This is a genomic window from Neisseria sp. HMSC075C10, assembly GCF_001815615.1.
GTDB lineage: Bacteria > Pseudomonadota > Gammaproteobacteria > Burkholderiales > Neisseriaceae > Neisseria > Neisseria subflava_A.
Genome location: NZ_KV821262.1, coordinates 104,419 through 128,493, shown reverse-complemented (window position 1 = coordinate 128,493; position 24,075 = coordinate 104,419). Strand labels below are relative to the sequence as shown.

The window sequence follows — 24,075 nt, the reverse complement described above, 5'->3', positions numbered from 1 at the left end:
CATTCATATCGTTTTATGCGGCAAAGCGTTTGGCAACTTCATCCCAGTTAACGATTTCCCAGAAACCTTTCAGGTAGTTAGGACGGCTGTTGCGGTAGTCGATATAGTAGGCGTGTTCCCATACGTCGCAAGTCAACAGCGGAGTGTTTTCAGTAGTTAGCGGAGTACCTGCATTGGAAGTAGAAACCAGATCCAATTCACCGGCAGGCGTTTTCACCAACCATGCCCAACCTGAGCCGAAAGTACCGGCCGCGCAAGCATCGAACGCTTCTTGGAATTTCTCGAAGCTGCCCCATTTGGCATCGATGGCTGCAGCCAATTCGCCGGCAGGTTTGCCTTGGCCTTTAGGGGTAAAGCCCAGCCAGTAGAAAGTATGGTTCCACGTTTGAGCAGCGTTGTTGAACATACCGCCGGAAGATTTTTTCAGGATTTCTTCCAAAGGCATTTCTTCAAACTCAGTGCCTTTGATTTGATTGTTCAAATTGGTGATGTAAGTTTGATGGTGTTTGCCGTAGTGAAACTCCAAAGTTTCTTTGGTCAGATGTGGGGACAATGCATCCAGCTCATAAGGCAATTGTGGCAGCTTGTGTTCCATTTTTATGCTCCTGATTATTGATATTTATATTTTGGTAGTGTACGTCGTCATATTGACAACATAGCTATTTTACCTGCTTTAGCCTAAACAAACCAATTGAACTTACACTGCGTTATAATAGCGGATTACAATTTTCCAGCCAGAGATGCCCGTCATGAGCAATTATCCCGATATGCCGTCTGAAGACCGTGAAATCAGCGCATTATCACTGCCGCCGCATTCCACAGAAGCGGAGCAATCCGTTTTGGGCGGCCTGATGCTGGAAAATTCTGCTTGGGACCGTATTGCCGATGTCGTTTCCGGCGAGGATTTTTACCGCCACGAACACCGCCTGATTTTTCGTGCGATTGCCAACCTGATTAATGAAAGCCGTCCTGCCGACGTCATTACCGTCCAAGAAAATTTGGAACGCAATGAAGAATTGGAAGCGGCAGGCGGATTCAACTATCTGATTACACTGGCGCAAAACACGCCGTCTGCTGCCAATATCCGCCGCTACGCCGAAATCGTGCGCGAGCGCTCCATCATGCGCCAGCTTGCCGAAGTCGGCACGGAAATTGCACGCAGCGCATACAATCCGCAAGGGCGCGATGCAGGCCAGCTTTTGGACGAGGCAGAAAACAAAGTATTCCAAATCGCCGAAAGTACCGCCAAATCCAAACAAGGCTTCCTTGAGATGCCCGACCTTTTGAAAGAAGTGGTCGAGCGCATCGATATGCTTTATTCGCGCGACAATCCTGATGAGGTAACCGGCATATCGACAGGTTTTATCGACCTCGACAAAAAAACATCAGGCCTTCAACCGGGCGATTTGATCATCGTCGCAGGCCGTCCGTCTATGGGTAAAACTGCCTTTTCGATCAATATTGCGGAACACGTTGCCGTAGAGGGCAAGCTGCCTGTCGCCGTATTTTCGATGGAGATGGGCGGTGCGCAGCTGGTTATGCGTATGCTGAGTTCAGTCGGACGTTTAGACCAAAGCGTTTTAAAAACCGGCAGATTGCAAGACGAACACTGGGGCCGTCTGAACGAAGCAGTTGTTAAACTCTCCGATGCACCAATGTATATCGATGAAACTCCAGGCTTGACCGCGCTCGAACTCCGCGCCCGCGCCCGTCGTCTTGCTCGCCAGTTCAACGGTAAATTGGGCTTGATCGTCATCGACTACCTGCAATTAATGTCAGGCTCCGGCCGTTCTGACAACCGTGCTTCTGAGCTTGGCGAAATTTCGCGCTCCCTCAAAGCATTGGCTAAAGAGTTGCAAGTTCCCATCATTGCCCTGTCGCAGTTGAGCCGTACCGTTGAACAGCGTACCGACAAACGCCCAATGATGTCCGATTTACGTGAATCCGGCGCAATCGAACAAGATGCCGACTTGATTATGTTCATGTATCGTGATGAATACTACAACTCAGAATCACCCGCAAAAGGCTTGGCGGAATGTATTATCGGCAAACACCGTAACGGTCCAGTCGGGAAAGTATTCCTCACTTGGATGGGTCAATTTACCAAATTTGATAATGCCGCCTATGTTCCAGAATCCATGTTGATGGAAGATTGAGACAGATTGTCTGAAAAACTAACCGAATTTCATATTTCATTAGTCACGCATTACAAAATCGTTTAAAATAAATCTAATAAAAGCAAAAACATTGCCACAGGCAAGTACAAAAGAGAAAACGTCAGTTACCCAACACATTACCACCAAAAAATCACTCATGTATCAGACACAAAAAGGCTTCACCCTAATTGAGTTGCTGATCGTCATTACTATTGCAGCAGTAATGGCCGTCATCGCACTTCCCAATATGAATCAATGGATTGCCTCCAGACGTACGGCATCGCAAGCAGAGCAAATTGCCAATCTGCTGCGCTTCGCGCGTAATGAGGCCGTCCGTCTCAATCTTCCCGTTTACATCTGCCCGGTCAAAATTAAATCCGATGGCTCGCCCAATAATGGTTGCGATTCCAAATATGCCGGTAATGGTATGTTGGCCTACGCTGATAAAAACGAAGATTCAAACTATAAAAATGATGGTGTCGATTTATCCATCCGCTCCATTATTCTCAATGGCGACACTGAAAAAGTGAAATACAGCTTCAACTATATCCCTAGCAGCAATGACCGTTCTGCCCTCTCCTCTTCGGCTCCAAAAGAAGTCTGGTGGAAATTCCTGCCCAATGGTACATTTGAACATTCAACCGATGGCAAGAATTATCAATTTTCAGACGGCCACATCAAAATCAGCCTGACAGATAAATCAGCTGACGATGCTGAAACCAAAAAAGCCCGTGCTACCGTACTTTTAATCAATGGCAATGGGCATGTCGAAATCTGTGCTAAAAACGATGATCGCAAAATGTGCGAATACACTTCCAAATAATAACAACGGTATCTTATGAACATTACTAATCCTACTCATCTCAGATCATTTAAAGGCCGTCTGAAAACGAGCTCAACAAGCTTTACTCCAAAACTTCAATCAGGCATGACCCTGATTGAAGTTTTGATTGCCATGTTTGTCCTTGCTATCGGTGTGCTGGCCCTTCTGGCTGTCCAACTACGTACCGTATCCAATGTGCGCGAGTCTGAAAATCAAACCGCCGTCGCCCAAATTACGCAAAATCTGATTGAAGGTATGCTCATTAATCCAACGCTCTCTGAAAAAAAAGAAGTCGATAAAATAACAGGTGAAGAAACCTCCCGTTATAAAAAATCCTATGATGATGCTTATTACATCACATCAAGCTCTGAACAGCTGAAAGACTCAAAGCAAACTGCAAAATTTGAAGCCAAAATGAACAAAACCCAACTTGCACAGGCTCAAATTGCCCAGTTTAAAGCCGACTTAGCCAAAGCCCTTCCCGAAGCCCAATTCTTCTTCACTATCTGTAAAGATTCTTCCGGTGCAGAGCCGACTTACGAAAATGGCTTCCAAGCAAACTGCGATGGCAAAGGCGACACAACCATCGTTAAAGTTTTATGGTTGCAAGATGTCGAAGAAGAAAATACCGCAAAAAATCTCAACACATCGGGGCATCACGTTGTCTATACCTACCAATCACGCGTAAGAGACTAACAATGAACAATAAACGCTTACTCAACCATATTCCCAATAAAACCGCCATTCGCGGTTTTAGCATCCTTGAATTTTTGGTTGCCAGCCTGCTTAGCATGATTGTCTTAATGGCTGTCAGCTCCACTTACTTTACTGCACGCGGATTAAACAAATCTGCCAACGCCCGCATCGGTATCCAACAAGATTTGCGCAACACCGCCAACATGATCGTCCGCGATGCGCGTATGGCAGGCAATTTCGGCTGCTTCAATATGGCGAATTTTCCTGCCTCTGCAGTAATAGAAGACAAAAGCTCAGATGAATACACATTGAAAACAGCTGGTGTGAATAATCTGTTGCCGGTTAAAGAAATCAATAAATTAAGCTATAGCAGCTTTGCTCAAACCGGTAAAGACCCAATCCTGCTGTTTCAATACGGTATCGACAAAGCAGACTCAACTGAAAAAACTGCCATTGCCAGCAGCTGCTCCGGCATTGCCAAACCTCACACAGAAATTAAAGATTTGGCTGCGGCAAAATTGGCTTTAAAAATTACCGACTCTGATCAAGACGGCAGTATCGCCATCATGAAACATGAAATAATTGCCTACGCTGTCGGTAAACTTGGCGAAGAGAGCGGTTTGTTCCGTTTCCAATTATCAAATGATGGCTCATGGAGCAACCCGCAGCTGTTGATTAAAGGCATCACTGCTATGGATATCCATTATATCTATGCAGAATGTTCTGATTCTGAAAATGCATCAGCAAGTGGAGCAAATGCGGAAACCTTTAAGTATGCAGATCAATTGGATACCTCAATTGAGGCCAAGTCTCCGGCTTCTATCCAAATCGTACTGAATAACGGCAGTATTGACCTATCAAAAGAACAAGACAATAAAGTCGATATCTATAATATTAATGCCACCATCCGCGGAGGAAACGTATGCGCCGACCGATCACTCTAATCAAGCCCGACCAGCAACAAGGCTATGCTTTGTTTATCGTCTTAATGATGATGGTCGTCATCGCCCTGCTCGTGGTTACAGCCACCCAGTCCTACAATACCGAACAGCGTATCAGTACAAACGATGCTGACCATAAATTTGCAACTACACTCGCCGAAGCAGCATTGCGTGAAGGGGAGAATCGCATTTACGAAATTGAGGATGGGGACTTTCCTTTCACTGATGATTGTATTTCGACCTCGAAAACCAAACCTAAAGATAAAGATAAAGATAATAAACAGAAAGGTTTATGCAAAGCAGCACACGTTAATGCCGGCTCTTATCTTACTGCAGAAGGTACGATTACTGTGACTGGTACTTCAAAAGATGAGGCCTGGGTGCGTAAATGTGGCACGGATAAATGTATTGAAAAAAACGGTAAAGAATACAAAATCAGTGGTATTAAGGTAAAACCTCCTCTCCACATCATCGAATATTTAGGCACTAACTCTGCCGACAACCGTACTATTTACCGCGTTACCGCCAAGGCATGGGGTAAGAATGTCAATACCCAAGTTGTTCTTCAATCTTACGTTGCCAGCGAATAATAAAATGAATACCACCTCTACCCAACAACTAGGCTTTACGCTGGTTGAGATGATGATTGCCGTCGCCATCTTAGCCATCCTGAGCGTGATTGCCATTCCCTCTTACAATCGCTACATTGAACGCGGCTACCAATCACAAGCGCATGCCGAGTTAGTCGCCATCAATTCTGCTTTTAAAAACCAGATGGTTAAAAATCCAAAGTGGAAAACTAATGAGATTAAAATCGAGTTGGATGACTTTATTTCCAAATACAAAGGCCATAAAGATTTGGCAGACAAATACAAATACTCTGCCGAAATGAAATACTCTGCCGAAGATATCAATAAAAGCCGGGCCTATCGTTTGAAAGCCATTCCCACAAAAACAGGCTATACCCTTTCCGTTTGGATGGATAGTTTGGGCAATGCTTACAAATGTACTGATATTGATTCTGCCGATAAGTCCAAAACTACAATGACCAATGGCAAAGGTTGCGAATCGGTTTCCAAAAAGAAATCTTCTTAGTCTGATAAACATAAAAAAGCAGTGTCATTTTATCGACACTGCTTTTTATATTTTACTGTTTCCAATCATCGTCTCGGCGTTGACGCTTCAACAAAATCCTGACTGCGCCATCATTGCCTTGTCGGGGCTCGACATAAGCCAATACATCAGGATGCTGCATCAACCAGCGGCGCGTCATATTTTTCAAAACCGGTTTATAGCCTGAGGAACCTAAGCCGCTACCGTGGACAATCTCACCGCAAACGCCGCGTTTTTTCGTAAACTCAATAAATTCGTTCAATACCTGCTGCGCTTCCTCCTGCGTATAGCCGTGCAAATCTACATCCGCTACAACAGGATAATGACCGTTTCGCAAACGCATCAAATCATTTTTACCCTGCCCGTTTTTACTGAACGAAGCCGGCGGTTCTTCCCAGCCGCCGCTGCCTACATAAAAATAATCTTCCTGCTCCAAAGTCGCCATTTCTTTAGGTCGCGGCTTGATAGGCGATTTATCACGAGGCTGTTCATAATAGTTACCAGGATTTTTTAACGGCGTAACCTTGCCAACCGCCTTACTGAAATCCACATCCTCTACCTGCTTTTTAGCCTTCGCTTCGGCTTCCCGCTCCGCGGCTTCCTTTTTCGCCTGTTTACCCAAAGCCTTCAGCGTTTCTTGAAAGTTTGCCTTCATGGTTTGTCCTTTCCAAAAAATTGATTGCGCCCATTATAGCAAACCCGACTACAAGGCCGTCTGAAAGACTCTTATCATCGCTTCTTGTTTAGGGTATAGTATTAACGCATTGCCAGTATTACAAAAGAGAGAAATCATGTTTAAACGCCCGGAAGAAATCATCGTCTTGATACTTGCCCTATTATGGGTCGTACTCAGCTACTACATTGCCGCCATCCTGATTTCAGATGCCTACACCATTCTCCTGATTACCGTACTGACTTTCGTTTGGGCGGCCATCTGTTTCCTTTTATGGCAACGCAACTTAAGCCGTCATATTTGGCCGCTGTTCCTCGGCAGCCTGGTTGCCTGCTGGTGGCCGTACTTCACTTGGCTTGCAAGCGACGTTCCCGAAGGCACATGGTATTCAGGCTGGACATTCAAATCCATTATCGCCCTGATTCCCGTTGTTGCCGCTTATCTCTTCAAGTGGAAACGAAGCCGGAAAAACAAAATCTCCAATACCCTTGCCTGATACCTCCCGCCGTCTTTTTCAGACGGCGTTTTCCATATCTGACATAACGCTCAGACTGTCAACAATCCCAATTAAATGCTATACTCTTCACACGATTTAACACCCTAAAACAGGCCGTCTGAAAGACTTATCAAGATGATCAGCAAACAAGAATACCAAGCCCAAGCCTCACAAGGTTACAACCGCATTCCACTCGTTCAAGAGCTGCTTGCCGACTTGGACACACCGCTCTCAATCTACCTCAAACTTGCCAACAAGCCTTTCACCTACCTGCTCGAATCCGTTGTCGGTGGAGAACGCTTCGGCCGCTATTCCTTTATCGGCCTGCCTTGCAGCCACTATCTCAAAACCAGCGGCAAACATGTCAATGTGTATCAAAACGGCGAAATCGTCGAACAACACGACGGCAATCCCCTGCCCTTTATCGAAGCCTTCCACAACCGCTTCAAAACGCCTGAAATCCCAAGCCTGCCACGCTTTACCGGCGGCCTGGTCGGCTACTTCGGTTATGAAACCATCTACAATTTCGAACATTTTGCCCACCGCCTGAAACATACGGCCAAAGCTGATCCGCTCGGTACGCCCGACATCCTCCTGATGCTCTCGCAAGAGCTTGCCGTAGTGGATAACCTAAGCGGCAAAATCTACCTGATTGTTTATGCCGATCCGTCTCAAGCCAACGGCTACGAACGCGCGCGCGAACGACTTGAAGACATCCGTACCCAGCTACGCCAAAGTTGCGCCATCCCGCTTTCCCTCGGCAGCAAGCAGACGCAAGCAGTCAGCGAATTTGGAGAAGAACCTTTCAAAGCCTGCGTCAACAAAATCAAAGACTACATCTTTGCAGGCGACTGCATGCAGGTTGTCCCCAGCCAACGCATGAGCATGGAATTTACCGACAATCCACTTGCCCTCTACCGCGCCCTGCGTACGCTAAACCCATCGCCGTATATGTTCTACTACGATTTCGGCGATTTTCATATTGTCGGCTCTTCGCCCGAAATCCTCGTCCGCCGCGAACGCGATGATGTCATCGTCCGCCCTATCGCCGGCACACGCCTGCGCGGCAAAACACCAGCCGAAGACCTCGCCAACGAGCAAGACCTGCTGAGCGATGCCAAAGAAATTGCCGAGCACGTCATGTTGATTGACTTAGGACGCAACGATGTCGGCCGCATCAGTAAAACCGGCGAAGTCAAAGTCACCGACAAAATGGTGATTGAAAAATACTCCCACGTGATGCACATCGTCTCCAACGTCGAAGGCCGTCTGAAAGACGGCATGACCAACATGGATATCCTCGCCGCCACCTTCCCTGCAGGCACACTTTCCGGCGCCCCAAAAGTCCGCGCCATGGAAATCATCGAAGAAGTCGAACCGAGCAAACGTGGCATCTACGGCGGCGCAGTCGGCGTATGGAGTTTCAACAACGACATGGACTTGGCCATTGCCATCCGCACTGCCGTGATTAAAAACAATACCCTCTTCGTCCAAAGCGGCGCAGGCGTAGTTGCCGACTCCGACCCAACCTCCGAATGGCAGGAAACGCAGAACAAAGCCCGCGCAGTAATCCGCGCAGCGCAAATGGTGCAAGAAGGGTTGGATAAATAATTTTCAGACGGCCTGCACTCTGAAATAAATAAACAACAAGATTATGATACTCAACGAAAAACAATTAAAATCCGTCAGCAAATTCCTCAGCTTTATCTTACGCCACCATCCTGAGCAAATCGGCATTACTTTGGATAAAGACGGCTGGGTGGATATTGATACCCTACTGACGCAGGTAAACCATCCCGAGCGCGGCTTTACGGGCAGTCCGCTGACCTACGAAGTATTGCTGGAAGTGGTCGAAAACAACGATAAAAAACGATTTACGATTTCCGAAGACGGCAAACGTATTCGCGCGGCGCAAGGTCATTCGACGGCACAAGTTCAGGTCGAACACAAAGTGGCAATGCCTCCTCAGATTTTGTATCACGGTACGGCTGAGCGCTCTGTTCCGTCTATTTTGGAACAAGGCCTGCATTCTGCCTCGCGCCATTTTGTCCATCTGTCTGCCGATGCCGCAACAGCCGTCAACGTCGGCTCCCGACACGGCAAGCCGCTTGTATTAACCATCGACACTGTCGCCATGCTTGCGGCAGGACATCAATTTTATCTGGCGGACAACGGCGTATGGTTAACTGAAAACGTTCCGCCGCAATTTATCGGCAAACTTTAAAACATCAGGCCGTCTGAAGCCGTAACATCATGTTCAGACGGCCTACAAACACCCTACCCAATTTCTTCATAAAGCGATTATCCATGAACACATCCCCCATCCTCCCTCCTGCTATGCTCGGCATTCTTGGCGGCGGACAATTAGGCAGAATGTTTACTGTTGCTGCCAAAACCATGGGCTACAAAGTAACCGTACTCGATCCCGACCCGAATGCGCCGGCGGCGGAATTTGCCGACCACCATTTGTGCGCGCCGTTTGATGATGAAGCAGCTTTGGAAGAATTAGCAAAATGTGCGGCGGTTACGACCGAGTTTGAAAACGTCAATGCCGACGCGATGCGTTTTCTCGCCAAACATACCAACGTTTCCCCCAGCGGAGACTGCGTTGCCATCGCGCAAAACCGCATTCAGGAAAAGGCATGGATACGCAAAGCAGGCCTGCAAACCGCGCCGTATCAAGCAGTTTGCAAAGCCGAAGACATCACTGAAGAAAGCGTACAATTTCTGCCCGGCATCCTGAAAACTGCCACTTTGGGCTACGACGGCAAAGGCCAAATCCGCGTCAAAACAGTGGACGAACTCAAAGCTGCGTTTGCCGAACACGGCAGCGTGGATTGCGTTTTGGAAAAAATGGTGGACTTGCGTGGCGAAATTTCCGTTATCGTATGCCGTCTGAACAATGACAACGTGCAAACTTTCGACCCTGCCGAAAATATTCACGAAAACGGTATCCTCGCCTACTCCATCGTCCCGGCCCGACTGAGTGCCGACATTCAGCAACAGGCGCGACAAATGGCGCAGCGATTGGCCGATGAATTGAACTACGTCGGCGTATTGGCGGTAGAAATGTTTGTTGTCGGCGACACACATGAATTGGTCGTCAACGAAATCGCGCCGCGTCCGCACAATTCCGGCCACCATACCATCGACGCCTGCGCGGCAGACCAATTCCAGCAACAGGTCCGCCTGATGTGCAACCTGCCTCCGGCTGACACCAAATTACTGACTTCTTGCTGTATGGCGAATATTTTGGGCGACGTTTGGAAGGAAGACGGCGGCGAACCCGAATGGCTGCCGCTGCAAAGCAACCCGAATGCACATCTGCATCTTTACGGCAAAAAAGCCGCGCGCAAAGGCCGAAAAATGGGCCACTTTACCGTCTTGGCCAACGATGCGGACAACGCGTTCCAAACCGCACAAACCTTACATCAAAGCCTGTAACCTTACCCACTTTTTCAGACGGCCTTTGATTGCCAAAGGCCGTCTGAAATCAATTTTTCCGACCATCCGCCATGAGCCTTCTGACCATCCTCCGTCCGGCAACCGAAAAAGACTGCCAAGCCATACACAACGCCCATCTGCACGCCGTTCAATACGCCTGCATCCGCAGTTACGATGAAACCATTATGCACACATGGGAAAGTCTGCTCGACATCAACAGCTATTTGGAAACCATCTCCGATAAAAACAAAGCCTTGTGGGTGGTCGAATACAAAGGGCTGATTCAAGGCTTCTTCCAAGTCGATTTCAAAGAAGCGCAACTGGACGCCTTATACGTCCATCCACTCTTCCACAATCTCGGCTTAGGCACGGCCCTCCTCAGCCGCGCCGAAGAAATGGCACGAAATGCAGGCCTCAGCTTTCTCAAACTGTATGCCTCGCTCAATTCCGTGCCTTTTTATCGCCTCAATCGTTATGAATCGCTCGGTACTGCCGTGTTGCAGCTGAACAAAACCGTCCGCGTCGAATGCGAATTGATGCGCAAATACCTGTAATTTCCCCTTCCTCCGTTGCTTTTTTGAAAGAAACCGATGTCCCGAATTGCCGCCCTGCCCGACCATCTTGTCAACCAAATCGCTGCCGGCGAAGTGGTCGAACGCCCTGCCAACGCCTTAAAAGAAATCGTTGAAAACAGTATCGATGCAGGCGCAACAGCGATTGATGTCGAGCTGGCCGGCGGCGGCATCCGTCTCATCCGCGTCAGCGACAACGGCAACGGTATCCACCCAGACGATATCGAGCTTGCGCTCCACCGCCACGCCACCAGTAAAATCAAAACCCTAAACGATTTGGAACACGTTGCCAGCATGGGCTTTCGCGGCGAAGGTTTGGCCAGCATCGCCTCCGTCAGCCGCCTGACCCTGACCAGCCGTCAAGAAGACAGTTCGCACGCGACACAAGTCAAAGCCGAAGACGGCAAACTCAGCAACCCTACGGCAGCCGCCCACCCCGTCGGCACCACCATCGAAGCCGCCGAACTCTTCTTCAATACCCCTGCGCGGCGCAAGTTCCTCAAATCCGAAAACACCGAATACGCCCACTGCGCCACCATGCTCGAACGCCTCGCGCTGGCGCATCCGCACATTGCCTTCTCACTCAAACGCGACGGCAAACAAGTGTTCAAGCTTCCTGCACAAAGCCTGCATGAACGTATTGCCGCCATTGTCGGCGATGATTTTCAGACGGCCTCATTGGAAATTGACAGCGGCAATGGCGCATTACGACTCTATGGCTCGATTGCCAAGCCAACCTTTGCCAAAGGTAAAACCGACAAACAATACTGCTTCGTCAACCATCGTTTTGTCCGCGACAAAGTCATGCTCCATGCCGTCAAGCAAGCATACCGCGACGTATTGCACAACGCGCTGACGCCTGCTTTCGTCCTCTTTCTCGACCTGCCGCCCGAAGCCGTGGATGTCAACGTCCACCCAACCAAAACCGAAATCCGCTTCCGCGACAGCCAACAAGTACACCAACTCGTGTTCCACACGCTCAACAAAGCCCTTGCCGACACGCGCGCCGACCTGACCGAAAGCGTCAGCAACGCAGGCGAAGTGTTGCATGACATTACCGGCGTTACTCCTGCCCCAATGCCGTCTGAAAACGACAGCGAAAATCTGTTTGATAGCGCATCCAACTACCCAACAGACAACAAACCCGATACACGCAATGCCTTTGGTTCATCAGGCAAAACTGCACCCATGCCTTACCAAGCAGCGCGCGTGCCGCAACAACGCAGCCTGTCTCTGCGCGAAAGCCGCGTGGCCATGAATACTTATGCCGAGCTCTACAAAAAAACCGACGACATCGACCTTGAGCTGAGCCAATTCGAGCAGGCACGTTTCGGCAATATGCCGTCTGAAACGCCTAATCCCAAAACAGATACGCCGCTTTCAGACGGCCTTCCCTCTCAATCTGAACTGCCGCCGCTCGGCTTTGCCATTGCCCAATTACTAGGCATCTACATCCTTGCCCAAGCCGAAGACAGCCTGTTGCTCATCGATATGCACGCTGCCGCCGAACGCGTCAACTACGAGAAAATGAAACGCCAACGTCAGGAAAACGGCAACCTGCAAAGCCAGCGACTGCTTATTCCCGTAACCTTTGCCGCGTCCCACGAAGAATGCGCCGCCCTTGCCGATCATGCCGAAACGCTGGCAGGCTTCGGGCTGGAACTGTCCGATATGGGCGGCAATACCCTTGCCGTCCGTGCAGTTCCCGCCATGCTCGGTAAAGCCGACGTTGTTTCACTGGCCAAAGACGTATTGGGCGAACTCGCCCAAGTCGGCAGCAGCCAAACCATCGAAGAACACGAAAACCACATCCTCGCCACCATGTCCTGCCACGGCTCTGTCCGCGCCGGCCGCCAGCTTACTCTGCCGGAAATGAATGCGCTCCTGCGCGATATGGAAAACACGCCGCGCAGCAACCAGTGCAACCACGGCCGTCCGACTTGGGTCAAACTGACTTTAAAAGAATTGGATGCGTTGTTTTTACGCGGACAGTAATGCCAATAAAAAGGCCGTCTGAAAATGCTTTCAGACGGCCTTTTAACTTATTTTCCCTTAACGAATATCCATAGGCGCAAACGATTTCACGGTTTCATCGATTGCTTTAACACGGGTCAGGAAGTCTTCTAATTGCACAAGTGGCAATGCGCTTGGGCCATCGCATTTGGCTTGGTCGGGATTGGCATGGGATTCGAGGAACAAACCAGCCAATCGGGTTGCCATACCGGCAAGCGCCAAGTCCAATACTTGGGCGCGACGTCCGCCTGACGCAGCGGCACCGGATTCGCGCGTTTGCAGGGAATGGGTTACGTCAAAAATAACGGGCAGGTTGTTACACGTTTTTTTCATCACGCCAAAGCCGAGCATATCGACCACCAAGTTGTCGTAGCCGAAGTTTGCGCCGCGTTCGCACAAAATAATTTGTTCGTTGCCTGCTTCTTGGAATTTCTCAACAATATTCTTCATTTGAGACGGGCTGAGGAATTGCGGCTTTTTGATGTTGATGACATTGCCGGTTTTCGCCATTGCCACCACCAAATCGGTTTGGCGCGCCAAGAAGGCAGGCAGCTGGATGACATCGCAGACTTCTGCAACCGGCTGGCATTGGTAAGGCTCGTGAACGTCGGTAATCACGGGAACGTTAAACTCACGTTTTACCGCTTGAAAAATCTTCATGCCTTCGTCCAAACCCACACCGCGGAAAGAGTGGATGGAAGAGCGGTTTGCCTTGTCGAAAGAGGCTTTGAACACGTAAGGGATGCCGAGTTTATCGGTTACTTTAACGTATTTCTCACAGGCTTTCAGCGTAGAATCGAGGTCTTCAAGGACATTGATGCCGCCGAAAAGGGTAAAGGGCGCATCGTTGCTGACGGTGATGTTGTTGATTTGGATATTCACGGCAAAGCCTTTCAGATAAGTTGAATTTGGGAAACAGGCCGTCTGAAACGTTTCAGACGGCCTTTGTTTGAATATTACAACACGGTGTGCGGCGGCTCATAAGAAATCACGTCGCGGATTTTATTGTTCTCATCGACGAGGACGACTTTCGGCTCATGCGCTGCAATTTCGGGTTCGGACAACATGACGTAAGACATGATAATCACGATGTCTCCTTTTTGAACCAAACGCGCGGCCGCGCCATTGAGACAAACGACACCGCTGCCGCGTTCGCCGGGGATGGTGTAGGTTTCAAGGCGTTCGCCGTTATTATTGTTGACGATGGCGACTTTTTCGTTAACGCAAATACCTGCCGCATCCAGCAGGTCTTGGTCAACAGTAATGCTACCGACGTAGTTGAGGTCGGCTTCGGTAACGGTGGCACGGTGGATTTTGCCGCCGAGCATGGTACGGAACATGGGTTTCCTTTTTGATTGTGGGTTGATCTGCGGTTTTAACTTCAGTGAAGCTAAAACCGCTGTTTGTGTGATTGAGGATTAGTTATTGGGAAAGTCTGATTCGTCGAACTCGGGTTCCGGGTCGCTTTGAAGGACTTTTCCGTTTAATTTCAACTCGCTGTTTTGCAGAGTCAGATGGGTTTTGACATTATCGTCTTCTAAGGTCAAATATTTTTCTCTTGCCATACTTTTGATGGTGCTGTCTACCATCAGGCGCAAGGTCTCGTTGATATCGTCGATGCTGGCACGGCCTGTGGCTTCATCTTCGGCATTGACGCTAAACAGGCTGCTTGCTTGGTTGACGGCGAGTTGTTCCAACAATTTTTGCGGTACGCTCATGTTGAAGTCAGCTTCGGTTTTTTTCAGCATATCGCCCAAGCTGTTGAGATCTTTGGCCGTCAAACCTTTAAAGGCAAGCTTGCCGCTGACATCGACATCACCATTAGGCATGGTAAATTTGAAAGTTTTGACGTTTAAAACCGGATTGTTGGTAAACAGGCCCGAAGCCTCGTTTTTGGCCGTCTGAATCAAGGAAGCCTGAATTTCTTCTTCGCTCATTTTCTTCACGGACACTTCGGCAATTTTGTTTTTCAATGCTAGAAGTGATGCGGCATCCAAATGTTCGGCAGCGACATTGATATCCAGAGGGCCGTATTTGTCTTCGCCATAGGTCAGGCTTTCAAATTGGAAGCGGCCTTCACTGTTGATGAATTTATCGACTTCGCTGGTCTGGGTATCGAAACGCAGTTTGTTGACTTCGATTTTAGACGGAGCAATCGTGCCGGTCGGATTGATAAACGCACCGATTTGCAGGTTGGTCACAAGGTTGACCAATTCGTTCAACTTAACGTTGTAATCGATATTTTCTTTCCATTGCAGCAGGAATTTATCCAACGTAATGCTGCTCTTACCCAAAGCAAGTTTGGTCAGGCCGTCTTCCGTTTCGGATTGGAAGCGCAGGTTTTCCAAAGACACATCACCTTTGTCGGCCAATTTGACTTGCAAAGACGGCGCAAGATAATCGTGACGATAGCTTTTGAAGCCTTGGCTGTAATCGGTATTGCCGCTAAAGCCTTTCCAGTTGAGCTTGATACCGGAAAGCTCTTCATAATCGAAGGCGGGAATATTGAGGCTGAGTTTGCCGTCGCCGGAAAGGTAAACCGTATTGGTCATGGTCAACGGCGTTTGCTGGCCGAAGAAGCGGTCTAAAACTTTTTTGGTTTCCGGATGGTATTGGAACTCGGTTTCCACGTGGGCGCGCGTGCCGAAGCCGCCGGCAAACGGGCCGTGTGTTACGTGGTTGATGACCGTAATCGGCTCTTGCAGGACGGTTTTCAAATTGTCCGGCAGGTATTTTTGCGTATTTTGAAGTAGGGTCGGCTTGAGGCGGATGACGGTCGTCTCGGTTGAACTAAACCAGCCGCGATCGTATTGGTGGGACTCAACGGTCAGGAAACCGGATTCCTGCAACAGCTTTTGTTGCTCGGTCAGGCTTTCTTCCGCTTTGACACCAAGATAATAAGGCGTGCCGAGCGCAGCGGCGACAACAACGGCGGCAGTCGGGATAAGATACTTTTTCATCACTTCAAACAGATTAGGTTCAAAGCGTAAAGCATAGCATTTTTTAGCTGTTTTGTCTTATCCGCCGTTTCAGACGGCCTTTAGGTAAAGATTGTGATATTATGCAAACATAAACGATTTTTACACTTTTGGCAGGCCTTACCCTGTCTGCCAAGATGTCATTAAAGGTTTGCAAATGCTTTTATTTATCGACAATTACGACAGCTTCACCTACAACATCGTTCAATACTTTGCCGAATTGGGGCAGGAAGTTTTGGTACGCTGCAACGATGAAATTACCATCGAAGAAATCGAAGCCCTAAAACCGCAATATCTGGTCATCGGCCCCGGCCCTTGCTCACCGAAAGAAGCAGGCATTTCTGTTGCGGCCATGCAGCACTTTGCCGGCAGGCTGCCCGTCATGGGCGTGTGTCTCGGCCATCAAACCATGGGCGAAGCGTTCGGCGGCAATGTCGTGCGCGCGCAAACAATGATGCACGGCAAAGTCTCCCCCGTTTTCCATCACGGCACAGGCATGTTTAAAGACCTGCCCAATCCGGTCAACTGCACGCGCTACCACAGCCTGGCCATCGACCGCGCCACCCTGCCCGACTGCCTCGAAATTACCGCTTGGACGGAAGATGGCGAAATCATGGGCGTACGCCACAAAGAATATGCCGTCGAAGGCGTACAGTTCCACCCCGAAGCCCTGCTGACCGAACACGGCCACGATATGCTGAAAAACTTCTTGGAAGAATTCAAAGACTATCGTCCGCAAAAATCTTAATGAAAGGCCGTCTGAAAGGTGTTTGACAATGTTCAAACCGCATTTTCAGACGGCCTGAATCACATCGGACACGAACAAAGGAAAAATCATGATTACCCCTCAACAAGCGATTGAACGCCTCATCAGCAACAACGAACTTTTCTACGATGAAATGACCGACCTCATGCGCCAAATCATGAGCGGCCAAGTTCCGCCCGAGCAAATCGCCGCCATCCTGACCGGCCTGCGGATTAAAGTTGAAACCGTTTCCGAGATTACCGCCGCAGCCAGCGTGATGCGTGAATTTGCCACCAAAGTGCCGCTGGAAAACGCCGATGACTTGGTCGATATTGTCGGCACGGGCGGCGATGGTGCCAAAACCTTCAATATTTCCACGACTTCCATGTTTGTCGCGGCTGCGGCAGGCGCAAAAGTCGCCAAACACGGCGGACGCTCTGTTTCTTCATCCAGCGGCGCTGCTGATGCCATGGAACAAATGGGCGCCAACCTCAACCTCAACCCCGAACAGGTTGCCCAAAGCATCCAGCAAACCGGCATCGGCTTTATGTTCGCGCCCAACCATCACAGCGCCATGCGCTATGTTGCCCCTGTCCGCCGTTCGCTCGGTTTCCGTAGCATCTTCAATATTTTGGGGCCGCTGACCAATCCTGCCGGCGCAGCAAACCAACTCTTGGGTGTGTTCCACATCGACTTGTGCGGCATTCTTTCCCGCGTATTGCAACAGCTTGGTTCCAAACATGTTTTGGTCGTGTGCGGCGAAGGCGGTTTGGATGAAATCACGCTGACCGGCAAAACCCGCGTTGCCGAACTGAAAGACGGAAAAATTACCGAATACGACATCAGCCCGGCCGATTTCGGCATGGAAGTCCGCCGCAATTTAGACGAAATCAAAGTCGAAAATGCGCAAGAATCCCTGCAAAAAATGAACGAAGTGCTGGACGGCAAAGCCGGTGCCGCACGCGATATCGTCGTCCTCAATGCCGCCGCCGCGCTCTACGCAGGAAATGTGGTCGCTTCGCTGGCAGACGGTGTCAAAGCTGCTCAAGAAGCCATCGACTCCGGCAAGGCCAAAGCCAAAAAAGACGAATTTATCGAATTTGGCAAACAGTTTGCCTAAACTGTAAAACCATAAACAAAGGCCGTCTGAAAAATCTTTCAGACGGCCTTTTATTCTTTAAATATTAAAATTTGCTTTTAATATCATTAATCAAGCCTTCAGCTTTTTCTTTGGCTTCATCAACCAAATGCTCAGCTTCTTCTTTGCCTTTTTGCAAAACATCGCCTGCTTTTTCTTCAATGTCGCCGACCACTTCTTTTACTTTGCCAACGCCTTGTTGAACCAAGCCCTCAGCTTCAAGTTTAGCATTGCCGGATACATCGCCAGCCACTTCTTTTACTTTACCGCTGATTTTATCTAATTCGCCGCTCATGGTCATACTCCTGGATTAAATGTTGATAGGATGAGTGCTGCATTACCTTATATCGGGGGCTTCGTTTCAACTTTAAAGGCCGTCTGAAAGCCAAAACATGACAAAACGAGTTAAATTAGGTCAATCCATCTGTTTCAATATCGCTTCGGCTACTGCCTTGCCTATCATCTTACTGCCAAACTCATTGAAATGAAGCCCGTCGCACAGCATCACATCGGTCAAATCCTGCTCAAACATCAAACCGTATAAATCATTGACGGCAAAGCCATATTGCCTTGCCAAATCCTCTGCCACACGGTTATAGGCCTTCAAATCAGCCAGATAACGGCGCGAGGGTTTGACGATATTGTGTACGCTTTCCAAAAACGGCGTACTGCTCGCCCAAATAATTTTTGCACCTGTCTGTTTCAGATAATCGAAAATTTGGGTCAGGTTATTGCGGTAGGTTTCTATATCGGCCACCGGCTCATTACAGCCTTGATTGTGGCGGATATCGTGCAAACCGCAGTTGATGTGAATAATGTCTCCCACAATCGCGTCCTCTGTCCATTGCCTGATATGCTCTAACACATCATGCGACGAACGGCAGTTTTCCGATGGAGAAACAATATCCGCCTCAGGCAAAGCGGTGCGCATGTAAGGCTCCGATGCAAGCCGAACGGAATCGCCGATTAAGTAAACGGTCATTTTTGTTCTCCTCCCTTTATTTAAACAAACAGCAAGGCCGTCTGAAATATCACTTATATTATTATAAGAGTGCTATTTCAGACGGCCTTAACTTCAGTCAAGTTTTATTGTTAAATCATAAATTAACGCTGACTGTTTTTATAAAAATCAATTAATTGCTTGGCCTGCAACATGGGCAGGCCAAAATGGTCGCTTACGGCTTTCAAATCCTTCCATTCCTGACCGGTCAGATTTTGCCCAACCCACTTGAGGTTTTCCGGATTGCTCTTGATTTTCTCAAAATACGCCTGCTTGCGTTTCCAGTTGCGCGACCACACCAACAACATGGTAAAAATACATAAAACAATCAATACAATATTGGTAAACAACATCATGTCCATACAACATACTCCCGCTTGGGTCTCGAAATCAGAAAATATGGATTAAAGGCCGCCTGAAAAAACAGTCTTCAGACGGCCTTTATATTATCACTCAATATTCACCCGTTTCAGGCGCAAGGCATTACCCAATACCGAAACCGAGCTTGCCGCCATTGCCGCGCCTGCGATGACGGGATTTAAAAAGCCAAGCGCAGCGAGCGGAATGCCCAAGATATTGTAGAAGAAGGCGAAAAACAGGTTTTGCTTGATGTTTTTCAAAGTCGCCTGCGATACCAACAGGGCATCGGCGAGTTGGTTGACCGAATGCTGCATCAGCGTGGCGGATGCGGTATGTTCGGCAACGTCCGCTCCGCCTTTCATGGCGAAGCTGACGTTGGCGGCGGCGAGCGCGGGTGCGTCGTTGATACCGTCGCCGACCATCGCCACGGTTTTGCCGGCGGCTTTGAGTTTCTGTACTTCGGCGGCTTTGTCGCGCGGACTCATATTGCCGAAGGCGTGTGCGATGCCCAGTTGTTTGGCGACGTATTCGACCGTGCCTTGGTTGTCGCCGCTCATGATGTAAACATCGATATTGTGTTTTTTCAGACGGCCTATGGCTTCGGCGGTATCGGCTTTCAATGCGTCGGCGAGTGCGAATGCGCCGATAGGTTTGTTGTCAACTGAGACTGCAACAATGCTTGCAATATCCCAAACGCCGTCTGAAAACTTCGGCAAGGTCAGTTCGGCAAATTCGGCTTTTCCTGCTTTCACCAAACCCACGCCTTCCACTTCGGCGGTAATGCCTGCGCCGACAACGGTTTGGGCGCTTTGTGCGGCAGGAATGTCCAAACCGCGCGCTTGGGCAGCGGAGACGATGGCGCGGGCGAGCGGGTGGGCGGTGTTTTGTTCGACGGCGGCGGCGATGCGGTACAAAGCGTCTTCGTCAAAGCCGCTGTCGGGTACGCAATAAACGGCGGCAACCTGCGGTCTGCCTTCGGTCAGCGTGCCGGTTTTGTCCAACACGACGGCATCGACGTGGGCGGCTTCTTCCATTGCCGCCGCATCTTTAAACCAAATACCGTGTTTCACTGCTTTGCCCATGCCGACCATAATCGCGGCGGGCGTCGCCAGACCGAGCGCGCACGGACAAGCAATTACCAAAACGGCAACGGCGTGCATCAGCGCAACCGTCCAATCGCCTTTTACCAGCCAAGTGGCGATAAAAGTCAGAAGCGCGATGCCCACAACAGTTGGCACAAACACCGCCGCCGCCTTATCGGCTACGCGCGCAATCGGCGCCTTGCTGCCCTGCGCTTCGGAGAGCGCGTTCATCATGTCGCCGAGCAGGGTTTGGCTGCCGAGCTGCGTGGCACGGTACACCACGCTGCCTTCGGTCATCAGCGCGCCCGCCAACACTTTGCCGCCCGCCTTTTTCTCTTCGGGGTTGGATTCGCCGGTAAGATGGCTCTCGTCCGCCCAACCGCTGCCGCTTTCAATGATGCCGTCGGCGGCAATGCGTTCGCCATGGTTGGCGCGGATAAGGTCGCCGATTTGCACTTGGTCGATGGGAAGCTGTTTCCATTCGCCATTGCGTTGCACGTTGACTTGAGTAGGCGTGAGTTTGAGCAGCAAGCCCAAGCTGTTGAGGCTGGATTTTTTGGTGCGGTGTTCCAAAAATTTGCCCAGCGACACAAAACCGATCACCATCACGCCTGCTTCAAAATACACATGCGCCATGCCGTGCGCCGCATGCGGACTGAAAAACAGCATATAAACGGAATACAGGTAAATCGACACCGTGCCGATGGTAACGAGCACGTCCATATTCGCCAGTCCGCCTTTAATGCTTGCCCACGCGCTTTTGTAAAACGGGATGGCCAGCCAAAGCTGCACCACGCTTGCCAGCACAAACTGCCATACAGGCGGAATCATCCAATCGTGCCGCCCGATCATCATGCCTGCCATGCCGATTAAAAACGGAATATTAATGGCCAGCAAAAGCCACAGCCTCCAGCCGATATGGTGTTCTGCTTCAGGTTGCGGCAATGTATCTTCCGTTTTTTCCTTTGCGCCGTAACCGGTTTTCTCAATGATTTTGGCGATGTCGGCAGCGGAAGTTTTGCTGTCGTCAAACGTAACCTGCGCCTCCTCGCTGGCAAAGTTTACCCCTGCCGATTCGACAAAATCTTTTTTGTTCAACACTTTTTCAATGCGCGAAGCGCAGGCCTGACAGGTCATGCCTTCGATTTGGAAACGGACTTTTTGTTGCATGGTTTCTTCCTTCTGAATGTGGTTGGGCTACCTGAAAAAAGCGGAGCAGGGTTTTCAGGTAGCCTTTGGGGTGTTGCAGTCGATTTGTTGCGATTCGATTTACAAAGCCGCATCAAAGCCGCCGTCTTCCACCGCTTCTATCAGCGCGGCGGGGTTGGTTTGGGCGGGGTCGAATTCCACGACGGCGTTCTTGTTTTCCAGGCTCACTTCGGCCTTGTCCACGCCGTTTACGCCTTCGAGGATGCTGGTAACGCTTTTCACGCAGCCGCCGCAGGTCATGCCTTCGATGTTTAATGTGATGGTTTGCATAGGGTTTCCTTTCTGTTGGAATGAGGCTGAGGTTTTAAAGCCCGTTGCAGCCAAAGCTTTCAGGTAGCCTGAAATGATGGGTCTGCTCTTGCTTTCCTGCTAAGTGCCGCCACTATAAAGCTTCACCCGAAGTAAAGGTCAAGCATCATGATGAACATCAGCCAGGCCGCGGCCGAGAGCGGCCTTTCCGCCAAACAAATCCGCGACTACGAAAAGCACGGCCTAATCGCCCCGGCCGCGCGCAGCGAAGCGGGCTACCGCCGCTACGGACAGGCCGACCTTGTCCGGCTGCGCTTTATCCGCCATGCGCGGGAAGTGGGCTTTTCGCTGCCGCAGATCGGGCAGCTTTTGAGCCTGCAACACAACCCGCAGCGTACCAGCCGCGAAGTGAAAACGCTCACTGCGCGGCACATCGCCGAGCTGGAAGCCAAAATCGAACGCTTGCAGGGCATGGTGGCCGAGCTGCAACGTTGGCACGATGCCTGCACGGGAGACGACTTCCCGGATTGTGCGATTTTGGCCGGGCTGGAGGAGCGTTAGGCGGCTTTGGCAGAATAGAAACAGGCTACCTGAAAAGTTTCAGGTAGCCTTAGTCGGCCGCTAACGGTTTGGTACAGGCCTCGTCGTAATACGGCAGCCACTTGCCGCCGCTTTGCTTCAGATATGCGCGAAAACTTTTGTTTACCCGTGTGGCGGTGTAATCCAAATAATGGCAAAAAGTAAGTTATCAAGAGACAGAGGCCGTCTGAAGCGTTTCAGACGGCCTTTTCAAAATACGCTTATCGGTTACAAAGCCACATCGTAGCCGCCGTCTTCTACGGCATCAATCAGCGCATCGGTATCTGTCTTGCTTTCATCAAAAGTAATCACTGCATTTTTGTTTTCCAAGCTGACTTCTGCTTTTTCCACGCCTTCTACGCCTTCCAAAAGACGGGTTACGCTTTTCACGCAGCCGCCGCAGGTCATGCCGTCGATATTGAGGGTAACAGTTTGCATTTGTATTTCCTTTCATTCAAACAAATATAGTTGCCAAATACTTTACTCCTTACACAAACAGCTTGCAAATTCTTCATTAAGGCCGTCTGAAAAATGCAGATAGGCGTACAATAACGACCTTTGCTTCATCAAACGGACATAATAATGACTTCAACATTCAAACAATGGGTTAGCGTATGCGCGCTGGCGGTGGGTGCATTTATTTTCAATACCACCGAATACATTCCGATTGCGCTTTTGAGCGACATCGGTCAGAGCTTTGGCAAACCGGCAACGGAAGTGGGCATGATGATTACGGTGTATGCATGGATTGTTGCGCTCCTATCGCTGCCGCTGATGCTGATGACGAAAAACATCGAACGGCGCAAATTATTGCTGATGCTGTTTGCACTGTTTGCGCTGTTTCACGCGCTGTCGTTCTTTTCTTGGAACTTCAACATCCTTTTGGTCAGCCGTATCGGAATTGCGCTGACACACGCGGTCTTTTGGTCAATTACGGCTTCTTTGGCGGTACGGCTTGCCCCCGCCGGCAAAACCAATCAGGCTTTGGGCTTGCTCAGTACGGGTACGGTTTTAGCGATGGTTTTGGGCATTCCGCTGGGGCGCGTGGTCGGGCAATACTTCGGCTGGCAGCTCAGCTTCCTGCTGATCGGGGGCTGTGCTGCCGGCGTAATGCTGGTGTTGGCCAAAAACCTGCCTGCTTTACCCAGCCAAAATACCGGCTCTTTAAGCAGCCTGCCGAGTTTGTTCAAACGCCGCAACCTGATGTTGCTTTATGCCATGACGGTGTTGATTATTACGGCACACTTCACGGCATACAGCTATATCGAGCCTTTTGTGTTGCAAGTTGGCGGATTTAAGGCAGAACAAGTTACCATCGTTTTGAGCCTGTACGGTTTGGCAGGCTTTGCCGCTTCTTATTTGTTTGGCAAATGGTTTGCCAAATCGCAACGCCTGTTTATGCTTGGCGCGGTGGCGGTCATCCTGCTCTCTGCCCTGCTTCTTCTGCCGTTTGCCTCTTTCCCTTATGCGGTGTACGCGCTGGTGTTTATTTGGGGAGTGGCCATCGTCATTGTCAGCTTGGGCATGGTGTCGAAAGTCTTGGCATTTGCCTCAGATGCAACAGATGTGGCCAACTCGATTTATTCAGGTTTGTACAACGTCGGTATCGGCGGCGGTGCGCTTTTGGGACATTATGTGACCGTCTGGTTCGGCCTTTCCAATATCGGCATTGCCGGAGCCTTGCTGGCAGCGGCAGGTCTGGCCGTTTGCGGCTTGTTGTTTAAGGAACAAGACAATCTGACGCAAAACGTTTAAATCCATATAAATCAGGATGGTATTACTGACCTGGCCGTAATTTTGGTAGTTTT

Annotated in this window: 27 protein-coding genes; 16 read left to right on the top strand and 11 right to left on the bottom strand. The window is 49.8% G+C overall.

Translation table 11 applies throughout. The features are described 5' to 3' along the window. Nucleotides 1-13: 13 nt before the first annotated feature. On the bottom strand, nucleotides 14-595 hold the full coding sequence (locus HMPREF3047_RS06205) for a superoxide dismutase (protein WP_070460856.1): 582 nt from the start codon (nucleotides 593-595) through the stop codon (nucleotides 14-16). Nucleotides 596-749: 154 nt separating this feature from the next. Between HMPREF3047_RS06205 and dnaB the strand changes: the two genes are divergently transcribed. From dnaB to HMPREF3047_RS06175, 6 genes are all read left to right on the top strand, one after another. Further along, nucleotides 750-2,156 (top strand): replicative DNA helicase, encoded by a 1,407-nt coding sequence (gene dnaB, locus HMPREF3047_RS06200; RefSeq protein WP_070712666.1) that lies wholly within the window; start codon nucleotides 750-752, stop codon nucleotides 2,154-2,156. Between the two features lie 157 nt (nucleotides 2,157-2,313). Beyond that, nucleotides 2,314-2,979 (top strand): pilus assembly FimT family protein, encoded by a 666-nt coding sequence (locus HMPREF3047_RS06195; protein ID WP_070712664.1) that lies wholly within the window; start codon nucleotides 2,314-2,316, stop codon nucleotides 2,977-2,979. Between the two features lie 15 nt (nucleotides 2,980-2,994). After that, on the top strand, nucleotides 2,995-3,675 hold the full coding sequence (gene pilV / locus HMPREF3047_RS06190; protein ID WP_210399757.1) for a type IV pilus modification protein PilV: 681 nt from the start codon (nucleotides 2,995-2,997) through the stop codon (nucleotides 3,673-3,675). A 2-nt stretch (nucleotides 3,676-3,677) separates the two neighbouring features. After that, nucleotides 3,678-4,619, top strand: coding sequence for a PilW family protein (locus HMPREF3047_RS06185; protein WP_070712658.1), 942 nt, complete (start codon nucleotides 3,678-3,680; stop codon nucleotides 4,617-4,619). Next, a complete protein-coding gene (locus HMPREF3047_RS06180; RefSeq protein ID WP_070712656.1) occupies nucleotides 4,598-5,206 on the top strand; it encodes a pilus assembly PilX family protein in 609 nt (202 codons plus the stop codon). The genes HMPREF3047_RS06185 and HMPREF3047_RS06180 overlap by 22 nt, the downstream gene beginning before the upstream one ends. A gap of 4 nt (nucleotides 5,207-5,210) precedes the next feature. Next, nucleotides 5,211-5,711 carry a PilX family type IV pilin gene (locus HMPREF3047_RS06175; RefSeq protein ID WP_070712654.1) on the top strand — a complete coding sequence of 167 codons (501 nt, stop codon included), beginning with the start codon at nucleotides 5,211-5,213 and terminating at the stop codon, nucleotides 5,709-5,711. Nucleotides 5,712-5,763: 52 nt separating this feature from the next. On the opposite strand, the gene HMPREF3047_RS06170 is transcribed toward HMPREF3047_RS06175, so the two are convergent. After that, nucleotides 5,764-6,384 carry a Smr/MutS family protein gene (locus HMPREF3047_RS06170; protein WP_070712652.1) on the bottom strand — a complete coding sequence of 207 codons (621 nt, stop codon included), beginning with the start codon at nucleotides 6,382-6,384 and terminating at the stop codon, nucleotides 5,764-5,766. Nucleotides 6,385-6,520: 136 nt separating this feature from the next. Between HMPREF3047_RS06170 and HMPREF3047_RS06165 the strand changes: the two genes are divergently transcribed. The 6 genes from HMPREF3047_RS06165 to mutL all read left to right on the top strand — a co-directional run bounded on the left by HMPREF3047_RS06165 (nucleotide 6,521) and on the right by mutL (nucleotide 12,909). Next, entirely contained in the window at nucleotides 6,521-6,898 is a 378-nt protein-coding gene (locus HMPREF3047_RS06165) for a hypothetical protein (RefSeq protein WP_070712650.1), read from the top strand. 135 nt (nucleotides 6,899-7,033) lie between these two features. Continuing rightward, the gene (gene trpE, locus HMPREF3047_RS06160) at nucleotides 7,034-8,509 is read left to right on the top strand and encodes an anthranilate synthase component I (RefSeq protein ID WP_070712648.1); all 1,476 of its coding nucleotides are present in this window, start codon (nucleotides 7,034-7,036) and stop codon (nucleotides 8,507-8,509) included. Nucleotides 8,510-8,552: 43 nt separating this feature from the next. Next, nucleotides 8,553-9,122: an RNA 2'-phosphotransferase gene (locus HMPREF3047_RS06155; protein ID WP_070712646.1), complete on the top strand. Its 570-nt coding sequence runs from the start codon at nucleotides 8,553-8,555 to the stop codon at nucleotides 9,120-9,122. An 83-nt stretch (nucleotides 9,123-9,205) separates the two neighbouring features. Then, nucleotides 9,206-10,342, top strand: coding sequence for a 5-(carboxyamino)imidazole ribonucleotide synthase (locus HMPREF3047_RS06150; RefSeq protein ID WP_070712644.1), 1,137 nt, complete (start codon nucleotides 9,206-9,208; stop codon nucleotides 10,340-10,342). 71 nt (nucleotides 10,343-10,413) lie between these two features. Next, on the top strand, nucleotides 10,414-10,896 hold the full coding sequence (locus HMPREF3047_RS06145; protein WP_003678948.1) for a GNAT family N-acetyltransferase: 483 nt from the start codon (nucleotides 10,414-10,416) through the stop codon (nucleotides 10,894-10,896). Between the two features lie 36 nt (nucleotides 10,897-10,932). Next, nucleotides 10,933-12,909: a DNA mismatch repair endonuclease MutL gene (mutL, locus tag HMPREF3047_RS06140; RefSeq protein WP_070712643.1), complete on the top strand. Its 1,977-nt coding sequence runs from the start codon at nucleotides 10,933-10,935 to the stop codon at nucleotides 12,907-12,909. Nucleotides 12,910-12,966: 57 nt separating this feature from the next. Here mutL and kdsA read toward each other — a convergent pair whose 3' ends face one another. The 3 genes from kdsA to HMPREF3047_RS06125 form a co-directional block, all read right to left on the bottom strand. Further along, complete coding sequence (gene kdsA, locus HMPREF3047_RS06135; RefSeq protein ID WP_070712641.1) at nucleotides 12,967-13,809, bottom strand: 3-deoxy-8-phosphooctulonate synthase; 843 nt, start codon at nucleotides 13,807-13,809, stop codon at nucleotides 12,967-12,969. Nucleotides 13,810-13,883: 74 nt separating this feature from the next. Beyond that, complete coding sequence (gene panD, locus HMPREF3047_RS06130; protein ID WP_003678944.1) at nucleotides 13,884-14,267, bottom strand: aspartate 1-decarboxylase; 384 nt, start codon at nucleotides 14,265-14,267, stop codon at nucleotides 13,884-13,886. Nucleotides 14,268-14,345: 78 nt separating this feature from the next. Beyond that, nucleotides 14,346-15,887 (bottom strand): YdgA family protein, encoded by a 1,542-nt coding sequence (locus tag HMPREF3047_RS06125; RefSeq protein ID WP_070712640.1) that lies wholly within the window; start codon nucleotides 15,885-15,887, stop codon nucleotides 14,346-14,348. A gap of 175 nt (nucleotides 15,888-16,062) precedes the next feature. On the opposite strand from HMPREF3047_RS06125, the gene HMPREF3047_RS06120 reads away from it, so the two are divergent. Next, nucleotides 16,063-16,653 carry an aminodeoxychorismate/anthranilate synthase component II gene (locus HMPREF3047_RS06120; RefSeq protein WP_003683598.1) on the top strand — a complete coding sequence of 197 codons (591 nt, stop codon included), beginning with the start codon at nucleotides 16,063-16,065 and terminating at the stop codon, nucleotides 16,651-16,653. 88 nt (nucleotides 16,654-16,741) lie between these two features. Then, entirely contained in the window at nucleotides 16,742-17,770 is a 1,029-nt protein-coding gene (gene trpD / locus HMPREF3047_RS06115) for an anthranilate phosphoribosyltransferase (protein WP_070712638.1), read from the top strand. 64 nt (nucleotides 17,771-17,834) lie between these two features. On the opposite strand, the gene HMPREF3047_RS06110 is transcribed toward trpD, so the two are convergent. The 5 genes from HMPREF3047_RS06110 to HMPREF3047_RS06090 form a co-directional block, all read right to left on the bottom strand. After that, nucleotides 17,835-18,083 (bottom strand): CsbD family protein, encoded by a 249-nt coding sequence (locus HMPREF3047_RS06110; RefSeq protein WP_070646866.1) that lies wholly within the window; start codon nucleotides 18,081-18,083, stop codon nucleotides 17,835-17,837. A 120-nt stretch (nucleotides 18,084-18,203) separates the two neighbouring features. Beyond that, nucleotides 18,204-18,770 carry an SGNH/GDSL hydrolase family protein gene (locus HMPREF3047_RS06105; protein WP_070712636.1) on the bottom strand — a complete coding sequence of 189 codons (567 nt, stop codon included), beginning with the start codon at nucleotides 18,768-18,770 and terminating at the stop codon, nucleotides 18,204-18,206. A 122-nt stretch (nucleotides 18,771-18,892) separates the two neighbouring features. Continuing rightward, entirely contained in the window at nucleotides 18,893-19,150 is a 258-nt protein-coding gene (locus tag HMPREF3047_RS06100; RefSeq protein WP_070712634.1) for a hypothetical protein, read from the bottom strand. 87 nt (nucleotides 19,151-19,237) lie between these two features. Beyond that, entirely contained in the window at nucleotides 19,238-21,400 is a 2,163-nt protein-coding gene (locus HMPREF3047_RS06095; protein WP_070712631.1) for a heavy metal translocating P-type ATPase, read from the bottom strand. A 99-nt stretch (nucleotides 21,401-21,499) separates the two neighbouring features. Further along, the gene (locus HMPREF3047_RS06090) at nucleotides 21,500-21,709 is read right to left on the bottom strand and encodes a heavy-metal-associated domain-containing protein (RefSeq protein WP_003674677.1); all 210 of its coding nucleotides are present in this window, start codon (nucleotides 21,707-21,709) and stop codon (nucleotides 21,500-21,502) included. A gap of 147 nt (nucleotides 21,710-21,856) precedes the next feature. Here HMPREF3047_RS06090 and cueR point away from each other — a divergent pair, with 147 nt between their 5' ends. Beyond that, nucleotides 21,857-22,249, top strand: a complete 393-nt coding sequence (gene cueR / locus HMPREF3047_RS06085) for a Cu(I)-responsive transcriptional regulator (RefSeq protein WP_070646861.1) — start codon at nucleotides 21,857-21,859, stop codon at nucleotides 22,247-22,249. Between the two features lie 246 nt (nucleotides 22,250-22,495). Here cueR and HMPREF3047_RS06080 read toward each other — a convergent pair whose 3' ends face one another. Next, nucleotides 22,496-22,705 (bottom strand): heavy-metal-associated domain-containing protein, encoded by a 210-nt coding sequence (locus HMPREF3047_RS06080; protein WP_004519826.1) that lies wholly within the window; start codon nucleotides 22,703-22,705, stop codon nucleotides 22,496-22,498. Between the two features lie 144 nt (nucleotides 22,706-22,849). On the opposite strand from HMPREF3047_RS06080, the gene HMPREF3047_RS06075 reads away from it, so the two are divergent. After that, on the top strand, nucleotides 22,850-24,022 hold the full coding sequence (locus HMPREF3047_RS06075) for a sugar transporter (RefSeq protein WP_070712627.1): 1,173 nt from the start codon (nucleotides 22,850-22,852) through the stop codon (nucleotides 24,020-24,022). Nucleotides 24,023-24,075: the final 53 nt, after the last annotated feature.